Annotated in this window: 13 protein-coding genes; 7 read left to right on the forward strand and 6 right to left on the reverse strand. The window is 61.4% G+C overall.

From position 1 onward, the window contains the following. The first annotated feature begins 7 nt into the window (after positions 1-7). The 4 genes from ligD to IEX16_RS15585 all read left to right on the forward strand — a co-directional run bounded on the left by ligD (position 8) and on the right by IEX16_RS15585 (position 3,887). Positions 8-2,635 carry a DNA ligase D gene (gene ligD / locus IEX16_RS15570; protein WP_188709406.1) on the forward strand — a complete coding sequence of 876 codons (2,628 nt, stop codon included), beginning with the start codon at positions 8-10 and terminating at the stop codon, positions 2,633-2,635. A 172-nt stretch (positions 2,636-2,807) separates the two neighbouring features. Further along, entirely contained in the window at positions 2,808-2,945 is a 138-nt protein-coding gene (locus IEX16_RS15575) for a hypothetical protein (RefSeq protein ID WP_188709407.1), read from the forward strand. Positions 2,946-2,971: 26 nt separating this feature from the next. Next, positions 2,972-3,286, forward strand: coding sequence for a hypothetical protein (locus tag IEX16_RS15580; protein WP_188709408.1), 315 nt, complete (start codon positions 2,972-2,974; stop codon positions 3,284-3,286). Between the two features lie 169 nt (positions 3,287-3,455). Further along, a complete protein-coding gene (locus IEX16_RS15585) occupies positions 3,456-3,887 on the forward strand; it encodes a YXWGXW repeat-containing protein (protein ID WP_188709409.1) in 432 nt (143 codons plus the stop codon). A gap of 71 nt (positions 3,888-3,958) precedes the next feature. Here IEX16_RS15585 and IEX16_RS15590 read toward each other — a convergent pair whose 3' ends face one another. The 4 genes from IEX16_RS15590 to IEX16_RS15605 all read right to left on the reverse strand — a co-directional run bounded on the left by IEX16_RS15590 (position 3,959) and on the right by IEX16_RS15605 (position 7,866). Beyond that, positions 3,959-4,915: a ferritin-like domain-containing protein gene (locus IEX16_RS15590; RefSeq protein WP_188709410.1), complete on the reverse strand. Its 957-nt coding sequence runs from the start codon at positions 4,913-4,915 to the stop codon at positions 3,959-3,961. Positions 4,916-5,174: 259 nt separating this feature from the next. After that, a complete protein-coding gene (locus IEX16_RS15595) occupies positions 5,175-5,900 on the reverse strand; it encodes a glutathione S-transferase (protein WP_188709411.1) in 726 nt (241 codons plus the stop codon). Between the two features lie 138 nt (positions 5,901-6,038). Beyond that, entirely contained in the window at positions 6,039-7,211 is a 1,173-nt protein-coding gene (locus IEX16_RS15600) for a methyltransferase (protein ID WP_188709412.1), read from the reverse strand. A gap of 127 nt (positions 7,212-7,338) precedes the next feature. After that, positions 7,339-7,866 carry a hypothetical protein gene (locus tag IEX16_RS15605; RefSeq protein ID WP_229676384.1) on the reverse strand — a complete coding sequence of 176 codons (528 nt, stop codon included), beginning with the start codon at positions 7,864-7,866 and terminating at the stop codon, positions 7,339-7,341. Positions 7,867-8,303: 437 nt separating this feature from the next. Between IEX16_RS15605 and IEX16_RS15610 the strand changes: the two genes are divergently transcribed. Further along, entirely contained in the window at positions 8,304-8,474 is a 171-nt protein-coding gene (locus IEX16_RS15610) for a hypothetical protein (RefSeq protein WP_188709413.1), read from the forward strand. Between the two features lie 236 nt (positions 8,475-8,710). Here IEX16_RS15610 and IEX16_RS15615 read toward each other — a convergent pair whose 3' ends face one another. Beyond that, complete coding sequence (locus tag IEX16_RS15615; RefSeq protein ID WP_188709414.1) at positions 8,711-9,874, reverse strand: acyl-CoA dehydrogenase family protein; 1,164 nt, start codon at positions 9,872-9,874, stop codon at positions 8,711-8,713. 103 nt (positions 9,875-9,977) lie between these two features. On the opposite strand from IEX16_RS15615, the gene IEX16_RS15620 reads away from it, so the two are divergent. Continuing rightward, complete coding sequence (locus tag IEX16_RS15620) at positions 9,978-11,183, forward strand: acetyl-CoA C-acetyltransferase (protein WP_188709415.1); 1,206 nt, start codon at positions 9,978-9,980, stop codon at positions 11,181-11,183. After that, entirely contained in the window at positions 11,183-13,342 is a 2,160-nt protein-coding gene (locus IEX16_RS15625; protein WP_188709416.1) for a 3-hydroxyacyl-CoA dehydrogenase NAD-binding domain-containing protein, read from the forward strand. The genes IEX16_RS15620 and IEX16_RS15625 overlap by 1 nt, the downstream gene beginning before the upstream one ends. On the opposite strand, the gene IEX16_RS15630 is transcribed toward IEX16_RS15625, so the two are convergent. Beyond that, positions 13,336-14,811, reverse strand: a complete 1,476-nt coding sequence (locus tag IEX16_RS15630) for a class I adenylate-forming enzyme family protein (RefSeq protein WP_188709417.1) — start codon at positions 14,809-14,811, stop codon at positions 13,336-13,338. The genes IEX16_RS15625 and IEX16_RS15630 overlap by 7 nt on opposite strands. Between the last annotated feature and the right edge of the window lies 1 nt (position 14,812).

The following is a 14,812-nucleotide window of genomic DNA, read 5'->3' on the forward strand; positions in this document are numbered from 1 at the left end:
AGACACCATGGCGATTGCCGACCTGCTGGAAGGTTACCGCAGCAAGCGGGACTTCCGCCGCACACCGGAGCCTGTTGCTGGCGGTCGACGCTCGAAGACCCTGCGTTTTGTGGTCCAGAAACACGATGCCAGCCATATGCACTATGACCTCCGGCTCGAACTCGACGGCACTTTGAAAAGCTGGGCCGTGCCCAAAGGCCCCAGCCTGGACCCGAAGCTCAAACGCATGGCCGTGCAGGTCGAAGACCATCCGATCTCTTATGCGCATTTTGAGGGCCACATCCCGGAAAAGCAATACGGCGCGGGCAACGTCATCGTCTGGGACCACGGCCATTGGCTGCCGCTCGGCGATCCCTCCAAAGCCATAAAAAGCGGCAAGCTCAAGTTCGAACTGCAAGGTGCCAAGCTCAAGGGACACTGGACGCTGGTGCGCATGCACGGCAAGGCCGACGAGCGCCAGCCGCCGTGGCTGCTGATCAAGGAGAACGACGACGAAGCGCAGGCCGCTGCCGACTACGACGTGCTGGAAGCCCTGCCCGACAGCGTGCTCACCGGCAAGCCACTTTCGCCCAGAAAAACAATGGCCGACAAAAGCGCCGCAACCAGAAAAACGACGGCCTTACCTGCCGCCAAAACCACCCGACGCCGATTGCCGCCGGACGCGGTCAAGGCCGCGCTTCCGCAGACGCTGGGGCCCGAGCTCGCGACCCTGGTCACGGCGCTGCCAGAAGATGACGACGACTGGGTGTATGAAATCAAGTTCGACGGCTACCGCCTGATGACGCGTATCGACGGCAAGTCCATTCAGTGTTTTACGCGCAACGGTCACAACTGGTCGGCCAAACTTCCGGCCCTGGTGAAAACGCTGGCGCAACTGGGCCTGCGCTCGGGCTGGCTGGACGGCGAGATCGTCGTGAACGGCAAGGAAGGTATCCCCGACTTCAGCGCGTTACAAAATGCCTTCGACAGCGCCAGCACGGCACCCATTGTTTATTACCTGTTCGACATGCCGTTTTATGCGGGTCACGACCTGCGCCAGGTGCCGCTTGTCGAGCGCCGCAAGCTGCTGCGCGGCCTGGTCAGTGGCGCCGGGCTGGATCATGTGCGGTTCAGCGAAACTTTCGACAGCGGCGCACAAGATCTGCTCGATTCGACACGCCTTCTTGGGCTGGAAGGCGTGATCGGCAAACGCGCATCGTCCACTTACGTCTCGCGCCGTTCCACCGACTGGATCAAGGTCAAGACCCAGTTGCGCCAGGAATTGGTGATTGGCGGCTACACCGAACCCCAGGGTTCGCGCACCGGCCTGGGCGCGCTGATGCTCGGCGTCTACAACGACAAGGGCGAACTCAAACATGTCGGCAATGTGGGCACAGGTTTTGATGAAAAAACTCTGCACAGCCTGATGGCAGTCCTGAAGCCGCTGGCTACACCCCGACCGGCATTTATCGGCTTGCCTTCCTCGGTGAAGGGCCACTGGGTCCGGCCCAAGCTGGTGGCCGAGGTGGTTTTTGCGCAGTGGACCCACGCCGGCTACATCCGGCATGCGGTGTTCCAGGGCCTGCGCAGCGACAAGCCGGCACGCAAGGTCGTGCGTGAATCAGCCCTACCCGTGGAGAAAGTCATGGCATCGAAAAGGCCCGCCATTGCAAAAAAAGTAGCGGCGAAAAAAGCCGTGCCTAAAAAGGTCGTGCCTGCCTTGCCGCCGGTCGGCACCGGCAAGCTGCGTATCACCCATCCGGAACGCGTGATTGATCCTGGAACCGGCTTCACCAAGCTGGATTTGATTGAACACTACGCGCGCGTGGCGCCGCTGATCCTGCCGCATCTGAAGGCCAGACCGGTGTCCCTGGTGCGGGCGCCCGATGGCATCGCCGGCGAACAATTTTTCCAAAAACACGCTGAGGCCACGAGTATTCCCGGCATCAAGCTGCTTGATCCGAAGTTCGACCCCGGCCATGATCCGTTGCTTGAGATCGCTTCCGCGGAAACCCTGCTGGCCGCCACCCAACTCAACGTGATGGAGTTCCACACATGGAACGCCACGACGAAGGCAATCGACAAGCCTGACCGCATGATCTTCGACCTTGACCCCGGTGAAGGCGTCGCCTGGTGCCAGGTGCAGGAGGCGGCGCAACTGGTGCAGGCCTTCCTGAAAGAGCTGGGTCTGCCCTGCTTCCTGAAAACCAGCGGCGGCAAGGGCCTGCATGTGGTGGTGCCGCTCAAGCCTTTACATGGCTGGGACACGGTCAAGGGCTTTTCGCAGGCCATCGTGCAACACCTGGCCCGCGTGATCCCGGAGCGGTTTGTCGCCAAAAGCGGGCCGCGCAACCGGGTCGGCAAGATCTTCCCGGACTACCTCCGCAACGGTTTCGGCGCCACCACCGTCTGCGCATGGTCGGTGCGTGCCCGGCCCGGCATGGGCGTGTCAATGCCGATGGCCTGGGAGGAGCTTGGCAAATTGAAAAACGCGGCGCATTGGGATGTGCGCAACATCGGCGAGCGGCTGTCCACGGGTAACTCGCCGTGGTCAGCCTACGAGAACTTGCGGGCCACGCTGTCTTCGGCCATGCAGGCCATGGACTTCAAACCCGGTGTCCAACCCGTCAGGGCGCCGCGTTCCCGCACATCCTGATCCCGTGGCTTGTAGGCGCGCCATCACACGCACACGCGCTGCACGCCGACACCAGCGCGGCCCGGTTGCCGCCTGCTGCCGCGCCAGCCTGTGCGTATCGTCCATCCATCTCCGGTGCATTTATTGCAACCGGATTTCGATCAAGATTTTTGTTATCCCCCGGGAGCCCGCCATGAAATACGTTTTTCCCGCACTGCCTTTGCTGCTTGCCGTGGTCTTTCTCACCGGCTGCCCGCAATCGAGAACACCTGACACGCCGCCGATGGTGCCGCAACCCAAAGCTTCCCTGAGCCTGCCGGGGGTCGTCTGAACGCGCACCCGAGGCCGGAAGGCGATATGCTATTGGCCGCAGGCCTGACAGCTGCGCTCATCGCCGCTTTGTTATCGGCTTGCGGTGGCATGCGTGAAGTGCAAGGCAGCGCCGCGCAAAAGGTCGAACTCAACGGACTGAACTACCAGGTCGAGCAGATCACCGCCAGCACCTGGACCGCCTCGCCGCCCGCCGGTCGACCGAGTTCTGCCCAACAAAGTGTCGCCTTGGTCAAAGCCATCGAGAAGGCATCGGGTTGCAAGGTAACTGACAGCAGCCCCGGCCTGCACGGCACGGCGCTGAATGCGCAGGTGGACTGCGGCAGCAGGCTGAAAAACTAGTCAAATATGGCCTCAACCCATGTCCAGATTGCATACTCAGATATTGAAACCATAGCAAACAAAACCTTGCACACCCGGGGCCAAGCTATGCATAACTTTACCGGCCAAACGCGTACACCGCATGCCCAACACGCCAATACTGACATTGACAACACCAAGGAGCTTCACCATGATTATCCAACACCCACTGAAGACAATCCTGTTGGCCGCCGTGCTTGCGGGCGCCGCCGCCACCCCGGCGCTGGCGCAGATCACCATCAATATCGGGGTGGCGCCGCCACCGGTCCAGTACGAAGCGGTGCCGGTGCTGGCGCCGACGCAGACCTGGGCGCCTGGTTACTGGGCCTGGAACGGCGACCGTCATGTCTGGGTGAGTGGCCGCGCAATCGCAAAACGCGATGGCTACCGCTGGGCGCCTGACCATTGGGAACCCCGCGGCAATGGTTACCACCGCCAGCCCGGCTATTGGGTTCGCGATTCCAGCTATGTGGTGGTCAAAGAGAAGAAGGCCAAAAAACATAAACATGACCACGATGACGACGATCATGACGATGACAAAAAGCATGGCAAGCGCCACGGCAAGGGTCACCACAAGGACTAACTCCCGGCACCGCAAAGACACAAAAAAAAGCCGGCAACACGCCGGCTTTTTTTAGACTAGCAGCGCGACGTTCAAGCGCTGGCCTTCAGCGCATCGCGCATGGCTTTGACCTGATCATGGTTGCGCTGCGCGCCCTGCGCCTGGCGCTCAACCAAGGTACGGATGTCCTGCGGCAACTCCTCCTTCAGCGCCTTGCGATAACGCGCCAAGGCGGCGTCTTCACCGCGCTCGCATTCTTCGAGCATGGCCAGATCGGTATAACCACTGAGTTTGCCGCGTACCGATACCCAGCCGCGATGCAGCGCTCCGCTGGTGGTACCGCCTTCATCGGGCTCGCCGCCCAGGTCGCGAATCTTCGCGCTGAGCTCGGCAGCCGCTGCGCGACATTCATCGGCATGGCGCATCAGGATCACCTGGATATCCTGCGCCTTCACATGCTCGGCACACTCGGTAAACCCGTATTGACCGTCATGGCTGGACTCGAGCAGGTCATTGAGCGTGTCCACCACGTCATCGTTGTCAGGGACCTGGCCAGAAACGGTTTTGCTACCGGAAAGTTGTTGGTCCACCCGCGTCCAGGCAGCGCGGCTGGCGGCTTCAGCCTCTGGCCAGGACAGCGTGGACCGCTCTTTTTTGCTGTCCCAATAAATCGACATATCGCTTTGTGCATTGTCAAAAGTGCCGGTATGGTTGCTGCGGCCATACAGACCCAGACGGTAAGCTGGGGCATAGTCGTCGTAACTGCGCCCAGACTGGTAATACGGTTCCCTGGTGTACTGGTCTCGCCAGTACGCCTCTTCTGCGGTGGGGTTGACGGCCTCGGCCACAGCCTTGCCACCGAGTCCGCCGACAACAGCGCCCACCACAGCACCGGCCACGGCGCCGACGGGCCCACCAAACGCACCTGCCGCCGCACCGGCAGCCGCGCCACCGGCCGCCGCGCCCAGGCCGGTGCCCACGGGATGCGCGCCGGGCGCGTCAGTGATCGGGTCGAGATTGAGATCTTTTTCTTTATGGTCAAGTGCCATGAGGATGCTCCTTAAGGATAAATGGTTAGGGCCACTAAGCGGGGGCAAACTCGCTGCAAACAAGGCATTTACCGGAGTCTGTTTGCGTGGGTTACCCCGTCAGAAAATCATCCTCAACGCGCCCCCCCAGACTTGCGGTCAGGCACATGCATGCGCAGATGTAGGAGAAGACGCCATATGGGCAGCTGCGTCAAACACGCTGCGCAAACACGCTGCGAACAGACCCGTCAGCCTGCCGTCCGCTTCAAGCCGCTGTCAATCAGCCGTCAAGCTCGGGGTAGCGCCGGAAGATGCCTTCTTCGTTGAAAGCGATGCGCCGCTGGCTGGCCAGGTAGGCCGCCAGGCGCGCGTTCCGGGGCACGCTGAGGTGCAACTGCGCCACATGCGGCGTTTTCTTCATGGCTCTTGCCGTGGCCTTCGGAAAGGCATACAGCAAACCATCGACCAGCTGGAACAGCGACAGGTCGGCGTAGCTCAGGCGCGCGCCAACCAGGTGCTGGCTTCCCTTGGGGTTGCGAGCCAGCACCGTTTCAAACCAATCGAGAAATTTGGGAATGCGCAGCTCGCGAAATGCCTTGGCGCGCTGCACCGCCGCATGGCGCTGGTCTTCGTAATACAGGCTGGTGGCGATGGGGTGGTGGGTTTCATGGGCTTCCGCCACCGCATCGGCAATCGTCAGTTGCAACTGGTGCGTCCACACCTGGCTGGTTTCGCTTTTACCCACCAATCCCAGGCGCGGACCGAGGTAAAGCAGGATCGCGGCCGTCTGGCCTATGGTGCGTTTTCCGTGAACCAGAAAGGGCGGGGCAAACGGCGGCTGTACCAGTGCCGGCGCATTCATGCGGCGCAGTGTGGCCGCGATGCCCTGCCCCTTGCCGCTGCCACGCGCCACGTCAACGTAGTCAGCGCCTGCGGCCTCCAGCGCAAGCCGTACAAACTCGCCACGCCCCGGAATGGTCGGCCAGTAATGCAGTTCATAAGCCATAACAGCGTCCTTTCGATAACAAGAGCGGGCGAACGGACCACCGCTGCGGGGCGACGGGCCGTATTCACAGTATGAGTAAAAAAGGGCTTTAGCCCATACCAATTGAGCGCCAACAGCTATTAATTTAATAGCAAATACTCAAGTCGGCGGCTTCACCACCAGGCGCCACAGCGAGGTAACTTCGGCAGAACGCGCCGCATGCAGCGGATCGGTGAAGTCGTCGGCCTTGGGATGGATGGGCTGCACATCCAGCCGGTGCAGAGCCTGCAGCCCGGCCGTGTCCATCCAGCCCAGAAGCTCGGCCCGCGACCTCAGGCCCAGGTGTTCGGCCAGGTCCGACAGGATCAGCCAGCCTTCACCGCCGGGCGCCAGATGCGCGGCCAGACCATCCAGGAAACCGCGCAACATGCGGCTGTCCGGGTCGTACACCGCGTGTTCGATCGGCGAACTCGGCCGCGCCGGCACCCACGGCGGGTTGCAGATGACCAGCGGCGCAGCGCCTTCAGGAAACAAGTCGGCCTGCACCAGCTCGACCTGTCCGCCCGGCACCAGCCGTGCCAGGTTCTCGCGCGCACAGGCGAGCGCGCGCGGGTCGGTGTCGGTCGCCACCACCCGCGCCACGCCTCGGCTCACTAGCAGCGCAGCCAGCACACCGGTGCCGGTGCCGATGTCGAAGGCGACACCGCCAGCAGACAGCGCGGGCGGCAACGGCGCCTGGGCCAGCAGCTCCATATAGTCGCCACGTACCGGCGCAAACACCCCGTAGTGCGGATGAATGCGTTGCCCACCCAGAGCCGCGATGGCAACGCCCTTTTTTCGCCACTCATGTGCACCAATCAGGCCTTGCAGCTCGCGCAGCGGCGTCACGTAGTTGCCCTGCGCGACGTCGCCGGCGCCATAGACCTCACTGCAGGCTTGCACCACATCGGGCGCGCGCCGCAGCGTGATGCGATGCGCCCCGTCGAACTCGATCAGCAGCATCGCCAGGGTGCGTGCGCGCTGCGATTGCGCCTGGCGGTAAAGGTTGAAGCGATCGACGGGGGATGGCGTTGGGATATCTACTTTGGCCCTTTTTGCCTTTCGCGGTTTGTCAATGCGCCGCGCCAGTGCCTGCAACAGCAGGCGCGCATTCTGGAAATCACCGCGCCACAACATGCCCGTGCCTTCGCTGGCCAGCCGGAAAGCAGCGTCGGCGGTCAGGGTGTCATCGGCCAGCACCACACGTCTGGGCGGCGGGGCCCCACTTTCCGATCGCCAGCGCGCAGAACGCGCTTCACCGGCTTCGGTCCAGTTGAGGTGCGGCCCGCTCACTCGGAAACTTTCAGGGCTGGACCAGAGAGGCCTTGCAGGTTCAGGCAGAAAAGAAGGAACGACATGACGGGGACCCGATCGGTGAACAGACCGCCATTATCGGGCGGAGCGACCGGCAGGCCAGGTGTTATGCGCTGTCTTTGCCACTGTTCTTGCTGTCGGGGCCACCGAGCGGCGCCAGATCGGATGAGTAGGTCCGGTCACCGAGAGACAATTCGCCGCTCTTTTGCCAAGCGGCCTCAAACACGGCCAACTCTTGTGCGGTGGCGCGTTCATACTTGTGCACATCGGCAGAACGCACGGCTTCCGGGGATGCATCGCCAAGCGGGCCCGCAGTTCCCCCGCTCTGGGAATCAAAGCCCCGGATCTCTTCATTGACGCGCCAGTACACCGCCGTCACACCCAGGCCATAACGGGCCAGGGCGTTTCTCCTGATGGCTTCGCCGAGTGCCATCAAGGGCCGTTGATGGCCTTGTTCAGCATCCATGAAGTCGGTAGACAAATCCACCATCACGACAAAGCTATGACCACGCTTGTCAGCGCGCACGATCTTGAAGCGATAACTTGCGCTCAAGATCCCCCGGCTTTCCATCGTGCTCTTGACCGAATCAAAAAGCATTTCCCGGCGGAAGGCCATGCGTTCGTCCAGATTCATCTTGACAGGCCCGGTCTCCGGACCGACGCCGGCTTCCTTTGCCCCACGATGGGAAGACGAAAATAAGCTTTGAAGGAATGACATGGCGGAAAAATGCGAGGGAGTGCCTGCCTGTTTAAACACCGTCGTTTGAGTGATCAGGTGTCTGCAAGATTTACCCGCCTGTCACGCTGGAATCGTATTCTTTTCATTACAGGATGTCACGCCCAGATACATGGACTTTGAAGCGAAATGCTTGTGACAAATCATGGCGATTTTTGGCAGGTCCAGCTGAGTAAGCCTTTAGACCACAAGCACGCACTGGTCTTGGAACTTCAAGACATGGCTTCAAAACACTTGTCTGGTAGGCGTGCTCCCACAATGCAAAGCGCGCGGAGCCGATAGGCGGGAGACTACCTATTGGCCACACTTGCGACATCAACTTCTGGAGAAAAAAAATGTCTTTTGCGCTTTATATGATCGGATTCGCGATTTTTCTGGGTGGACTGATCTGGGGGGCTGTAGTAGCTGGTGTGCCGCATCTGTACATCGGTATCGGCTCGTTGATCTTTCTGGGAATAGGTATTTTCAGTGCGGTCAGCCGTACCCGCAGCAAAGACCCGTCCTGACGCCTGAGTTGGCAAACTTCAAAGCAGGCTGCCGTTCGGATCAAGCCCTGTTGCCCATCTGGCACAGGGCTTTTTTTGTGGCCACACGCAATCGACCGTAGGCGTTTTCGCAGCAGAGCACGGGTCCATCCGGGTTGAGGTGGAAGAGATCGTTATCGAGCGCCGCACCAACTAAGCAGCATTGAGCTCGGCAAAGGGGCTCCGGCATGCGCCGGGACCTCTTTTTTGCGCGGTACTTATTTGCCGCCCAACCCCATCGCGCGTGAGATCACTTCCTTCATGATTTCGTTGGTGCCGCCATAAATCCGCTGCACTCGCGCGTCGGCGTAGGCGCGTGTGATCGGGTACTCCCACATGTAGCCGTAACCACCAAAAAGTTGTACACATTCATCCATGACCTTGCATTGCAGGTCGGTGGTCCAGTACTTGGCCATGCTGGCGGTGGCGGTGTCCAGCGTGTCGCCAGCCAGCAGCTCGGTGCATTTGTCGACAAACACGCGCGCCACCTGCACCTGCGTCTGCAACTCCGCCAGCGTGTAGCGGGTGTTCTGGTAGCTGGCCACTGGCTGGCCAAAGACCTTGCGCTCCTTCACGTAGGCCACCGTCCAGTCGATGGCTGCCTGCGCCGAGGCGACGGCCGTGATGGCGATCTGCAGCCGTTCCCAGGGTAATTGTTCCATCAGGCAGATAAAGCCGCGGTTTTCATGCGCTTCGCCGCCCAGCAGGTTGGCGGCAGGAACGGCCACATCGGAGAAAAACAGTTCCGACGTGTCCTGCGCTTTTAGCCCCAGTTTTTTGAGACGCTTGCCGACAGTAAAGCCGGGCATATCGCGTTCGACCAGCAGCAAGCTGGTGCCCTTGGCACCCGCCGCCGGGTTGGTCTTGGCGACCACCACCACCAAATCTGCATGCCAGCCATTGGTGATGAAGGTCTTGCTGCCGTTAAGCAGATAGCTGCCATCGCCCTGTTTGATGGCGGTGGTCTTCACGCCTTGCAAATCCGAGCCGGCCGCGGGCTCGCTCATGGCAATCGCGCCTATCATCTCGCCGCTGGCGAGTTTGGGCAGGTACGTGAGCTTCTGCGCCTCGGTGCCGTAGTGGAGGATGTAAGGCGCAACAATTTCACTGTGCAAGCTGTAGCCGATGCCGCTGTAGCCGCCGCGCGCCAATTCTTCCATCTGCACCACCGAGTACAGCTTGTCGGCACTCGATCCGCCATAGGCTTCGGGCATGGTCATGCACAAAAAGCCGTGGGCACCGGCCTTTTCCCACACCGTACGGTCCACATAGCCCTGTTCTTCCCATGCTTCGTGGAAAGGCGCGATCTCCTTGTCGCAAAACTTGCGGAAGGCGTCGCGAAAGGCCTCGTGGTCGCTGGTGAAAAGGGTGCGGTCAATCATGGGTCACCTGTCGGGTTGGAGGGTGGGTTATATTTATAGAAAGCACTTGCTTGGTGAAATGAATATACTCTTTCCTGCCCCCTCTTTTCCGCAGGAGCCTCCCATGACCGAAGCATTCATCTACGACGCCATCCGCACACCACGCGGCAAAGGCAAAAAAGACGGCAGCCTGCACGAGGTCAAACCCGTGAACCTGCTGGCCGGCGTTCTGACTGAGCTGCAGCGCCGCAATGGCTTTGACACGGCGCAGGTCGATGACGTGGTGATGGGTGTGGTCTCGCCCATCGGCGAGCAGGGCTCTGTCATTGCGAAGGTCGCCGCACTCAAGGCCGGCTGGGACTTCCGCGCTTCAGGCGTGCAGATCAACCGCTTTTGCGCCTCCGGCCTGGAAGCCGTCAACATGGCCGCACAAAAAGTGCGCTCCGGCTGGGAAGACCTGGTAGTGGCGGGGGGGGTGGAGAGCATGAGCCGGGTGCCCATCGGTTCGGACGGCGGCGCCTGGGCGCAGGACCCGGAGACCAACAGCGCCACCGCTTTTGTGCCGCAGGGCATAGGTGCTGACCTGATCGCCACCATTGAAGGCTTCAGCCGCAACGACGTGGACGCCTTCGCGATGGAAAGCCAAAAACGCGCCGCCAAAGCGCGCGAAGCCGGTTACTTCGACGGCTCGGTGGTGCCGGTGAAGGACTTTCTCGACCAGACCATCCTAGCGCAAGACGAGTTCATCAAACCGCACACCACGCTGGAAGGTCTGGCATCGCTGCGCCCGGCGTTTGAGCAGATGGGCAGCATGGGTTTTGATCAGGTGGCGCTGACGCGTTACCCGCAGGTCGAACGCATCCACCATGTGCACCACGCCGGCAACTCATCAGGCATTGTGGATGGCGCGGCGGCTGTGTTGATCGGCTCCGAGTCCGCCGGAAAGTTACACGGCTTGAGCCCGCGCGCGCGTATCGTGGCAGCTGCGCTCAGCGGCGCCGACCCGACCATCATGCTGACTGGCCCGATGCCAGCGGCCCGCAAAGCGCTGGCCAAGGCCGGGTTGACGATTGACCAGATCGACCTGTTCGAGGTCAACGAGGCCTTTGCCGCTGTCGTCATGCGTTTCATGAAGGAAATGAAAGTGCCGCACGAAAAGGTCAACGTCAATGGCGGCGCCATCGCCATGGGTCACCCGCTGGGCGCAACCGGCGCCATGATTCTCGGCACATTGATCGACGAGCTGCACCGGCGCAAGCTGCGTTACGGCCTGGCCACGCTGTGTGTCGGTGGCGGCATGGGCATTGCAACGATTGTGGAAAGAGTTTGATGAAGACGATCAAGTACGAATTGAGCGACGGCATCGCCACCCTCACCTTTGACGAGGAAGGCTCGCCGGTCAACACCATGTGTGCACAGTGGCAAAACGACCTGACGACCGCCACCGCACAAGTTGTCAAAGACAAGGAAGCGATACGCGGCATCGTGCTGGCATCGAATAAAAGCACTTTTTTTGCCGGTGCGGACCTCAAAGGCCTGATGCGCAACCAGGCGTCGGATGCTGCCGCTGTGTTTGCCGAAATCGAGCGCATGAAGAAGAATTTCCGCACACTGGAAATCCTGGGCAAGCCTGTGGTCAGTTGCCTCAATGGCGCGGCACTGGGCGGCGGCTGGGAGGTGGCGCTGGTCGGCCACTACCGCGTGGCGGTCGATGACAAAAAAATTCAGTTTGGCCTGCCCGAAATCACGCTGGGGCTGATTCCCGGTGCCAGCGGCATCACCAAAATGACACGCCTGTTAGGCCTGATGGGGGCGCAGCCTTTCATTCTGGAAAGCAAGCTGTTCAACCCGCAGGAGGCCTTGAAGCTGAGCCTGGTGCATGAGCTGGTACCGAATGCTGCCGCGCTGCGACCGGCGGCGCTGGCCTGGATAGCTACCCACGACGGCGCCGCAGCGCCCGCACATCACCCCTGGGACGACAAGAACTACGAGATGCCCGGCGGCACGCCAAGCAACCCTAAAATTGCCGGCATGCTGGCCATGGCGCCTGCGGTGCTAAAGCAAAAGACACGCGGCCTGTATCCCGCGCCCGAAGCCGCTCTAGCGGCCATGGTCGAAGGCGCCCAGGTGGACTTCGACACCGCCCTGCGCATTGAAAGCCGCTACTTGGCCCGACTGGCTGTCACGCCAGTGGCCAAGGCGATGGTCAATACCTTTTTCTTCAACATGAATGCGATCAAGTCCGGGCAGTCGCGCCCCAAAGGACCACCGCGCTACAAACCGGAAAAAGTCGGCTTGCTGGGCGCGGGCATGATGGGGGCGGGTATCGCCTATGTGCAGGCTAGTCGGGGCATTCCCACCGTGCTCAGGGATGTCAGTCAGGACAAGGCCGATGCCGGCAAGGCTTACAGCATGAAGCTGACCCAGGCGCGTGTGGACAATGGCCGCATGGGCCCGCCAGAGCAGGCTACCCTGCTCTCGCGCATCCAGGCCACCGACCAGCTGGCCGACCTGGCCGGCTGCGATCTGATTATCGAAGCCGTGTTCGAGCGCCGCGACCTGAAAGCCAAGGTCACGCAAGAGGCCGAGCCTCTGCTGACGCCTGGTGGGTTTTTTGCATCCAACACCTCCACGCTGCCGATCAGCGGCCTGGCAACAGCCAGTGCGCGCCCCGAAAAATTCATAGGTATCCACTTTTTCAGCCCAGTCGACAAGATGAAGCTGGTCGAGATCATTCGCGGCAAGCAGACCGACGATGAAACCGTGGCGCGGGCCTTCGACTATGTGCAGGCGTTGGGCAAGATCCCGATTGTGGTCAACGACTCACGCGGCTTCTACACCAGCCGCACCTTCGGTACCTTTGTGATGGAAGGCGCGGCCATGCTGGGCGAAGGCATCCCGGCTGCCGTGATTGAAAACGCGGGTATTCAGTGCGGCATGCCGGTCGGCCCACTGGCGGTGCTGGACGAAACCGCCCTGTCGCTCAGCGTGCATGTGCTTGACCAGACGCGTGCTGACTACGCGGCAGAGGGCAAGACCTACATCGCGACGCCCGGTGAATTGATGGTTGAACGCATGGTCAAGGAGTTTGATCGCAACGGTCGGGCGGCTGGTGCCGGTTTTTACGATTACCCGCTTGAGAAAGGCGCGAAAAAGACTATGTGGCCGGAGCTGAAAGTGCTGTTCGAAAAGCCGGATATCGGCTGGGACATTACCGACATCAAGGACCGGCTACTCTATCGCCAGGCCGTGGAAACTGCGCGCTGTCTCAGTGAAAACGTGTTGACCAGCGTGCACGACGCGAACATCGGATCGATCTTCGGCATCGGCTTTCCAGCGTGGACCGGTGGTGCAATGCAATTCATTTACGGCATGGGACTGGAGGCGTTTGCACAACGTGCGGACGAATTGGCCGCGAGATTCGGTCCGGGCTTCGCGCTCAACGACGAGATCAAAGCCGTCATCCGCAAGCACCAACCCATTTACTGAGCGGTGATCGCCGACAGCAGCCCGGCTTTCTGTACCTTGCCCAAGGCTGTTTTGGGCAAGGCGTCGCAGAAAAGAACGCGCCTGGGGTGTTTGAACCGCGCGATCCGGCCGTCGAACAGTTGCATCACGTCTGCGGCGTCGAGTTCAACGCCCGGCTTGCGCACCACCACCGCCACCACCATCTCACCCCAGCGCGCATCAGGCTGGCCGACCACGGCGGCTTCAAGAATTTTCGGACAGTCGGCGAGCAGGTTTTCAATCTCTGCCGGGTAGACGTTTTCGCCGCCCGAGATGATCATGTCTTTGGAGCGCCCGACAATTTCGTAAAACCCTGCCTCATCGCAACGCGCCAGGTCGCCGGTGTGAAACCAGCCATCCACAAATGCCGGGTTGCCAGGGTCTTTCCAGTAGCTCGCAAGCAGGTTGGGCCCGCGTATCCAGATCTCGCCGACCTCGCCCGTCGCGACTTCCTTGCCTGTTTCCTTCACCAGCCGCACCTCCACATGCCGGCCCGCCTGACCGGCCGACCCGACATGCGACGACGCGTCTTCACGGCGCAGGTAAATGGACACCGGTCCGGTCTCGGTGGCGCCATACACCTGACCGACGGGCACGCCGCGCGCGTGGAACACAGCAATCATGAAAGAAGGAATCGTCGATGAGCCGGCGACGAGCATCCTCAATGAGGACAGGTCGGTGCCGGCAAACGCAGGATGCGCGATCACGGCACGCAACGTGGCCGGCACCAGCAGCGACAAGCTGGGCCGCCGCGTCGCGACATCGGCCAGCCAGGCACCCGCGTCGAACCGGCTGTGCAGCGTCACCGAAGCGCCGGCATACAGGGCTGGCAGAGTCTGGATGCAAAGCCCGCCCACATGAAACATCGGCAGCGCGCTGAGCACATGGTCATCCGGCATCAGCTCATGCGCATGGGCGGAAATCACGCAGTTCCAGACCAGACCAGATTGCGTGTGCAGCACGCCCTTGGGCTGGCCGCTGGTTCCCGAGGTATAGACCAGCAGCACTGGCGAGTCCGCGCCGCCTTCAAGGGCGAGAGCCTGGTTGACCGGTAGTGGGGAGGCAAGCTGCGAGGCCTGCAGAAAAGTGCAGCCTGCCTGCGCCGCAAGGTCCGCAGCGGCTTCCATGTGCGTCGTGTCGGCCACCAGCAGGCTCACACCGGCATGAGCGAGGATGGCGACGTGTTCCGGCGCCGCTAGCCGGTAGTTCAGCGGCAACACGATGGCGCCCAGGCGCGCCAGCGCAAGCAACAGTACCAGCACATCGGGATGGTTCAGGCCCAGCCAGGCGACCCGGTCGCCAACCCGTATACCGGCAGCCTGCAGCACGGCGGTTGCGCCTTCGATGCGCTGCCAAAGCTCCGCATAGGTGACATCGCGGCCTTCATGCTGCAGCGCCTGCTTCTCCGGCGAAAGCTGCGCGTGCCGCTGGATAGCCGAAGCCAGATCCATC

The organism is Polaromonas eurypsychrophila (assembly GCF_014641715.1).
GTDB classification, from domain to species: Bacteria; Pseudomonadota; Gammaproteobacteria; order Burkholderiales; family Burkholderiaceae_C; genus Polaromonas; species Polaromonas eurypsychrophila.

Excerpts from the sequence above, each read along its gene's own strand:
- ligD (WP_188709406.1), top strand. The coding sequence starts at position 8 with ATGGCGATTGCCGACCTGCTGGAAGGTTACCGCAGCAAGCGGGACTTC.
- IEX16_RS15575 (WP_188709407.1), top strand. The coding sequence starts at position 2,808 with ATGAAATACGTTTTTCCCGCACTGCCTTTGCTGCTTGCCGTGGTCTTT.
- IEX16_RS15580 (WP_188709408.1), top strand. The coding sequence starts at position 2,972 with ATGCTATTGGCCGCAGGCCTGACAGCTGCGCTCATCGCCGCTTTGTTA.
- IEX16_RS15585 (WP_188709409.1), top strand. The coding sequence starts at position 3,456 with ATGATTATCCAACACCCACTGAAGACAATCCTGTTGGCCGCCGTGCTT.
- IEX16_RS15590 (WP_188709410.1), bottom strand. The coding sequence starts at position 4,915 with ATGGCACTTGACCATAAAGAAAAAGATCTCAATCTCGACCCGATCACT.
- IEX16_RS15595 (WP_188709411.1), bottom strand. The coding sequence starts at position 5,900 with ATGGCTTATGAACTGCATTACTGGCCGACCATTCCGGGGCGTGGCGAG.
- IEX16_RS15605 (WP_229676384.1), bottom strand. The coding sequence starts at position 7,866 with ATGAATCTGGACGAACGCATGGCCTTCCGCCGGGAAATGCTTTTTGAT.
- IEX16_RS15610 (WP_188709413.1), top strand. The coding sequence starts at position 8,304 with ATGTCTTTTGCGCTTTATATGATCGGATTCGCGATTTTTCTGGGTGGA.
- IEX16_RS15615 (WP_188709414.1), bottom strand. The coding sequence starts at position 9,874 with ATGATTGACCGCACCCTTTTCACCAGCGACCACGAGGCCTTTCGCGAC.
- IEX16_RS15620 (WP_188709415.1), top strand. The coding sequence starts at position 9,978 with ATGACCGAAGCATTCATCTACGACGCCATCCGCACACCACGCGGCAAA.
- IEX16_RS15625 (WP_188709416.1), top strand. The coding sequence starts at position 11,183 with ATGAAGACGATCAAGTACGAATTGAGCGACGGCATCGCCACCCTCACC.
- IEX16_RS15630 (WP_188709417.1), bottom strand. The coding sequence starts at position 14,811 with ATGGATCTGGCTTCGGCTATCCAGCGGCACGCGCAGCTTTCGCCGGAG.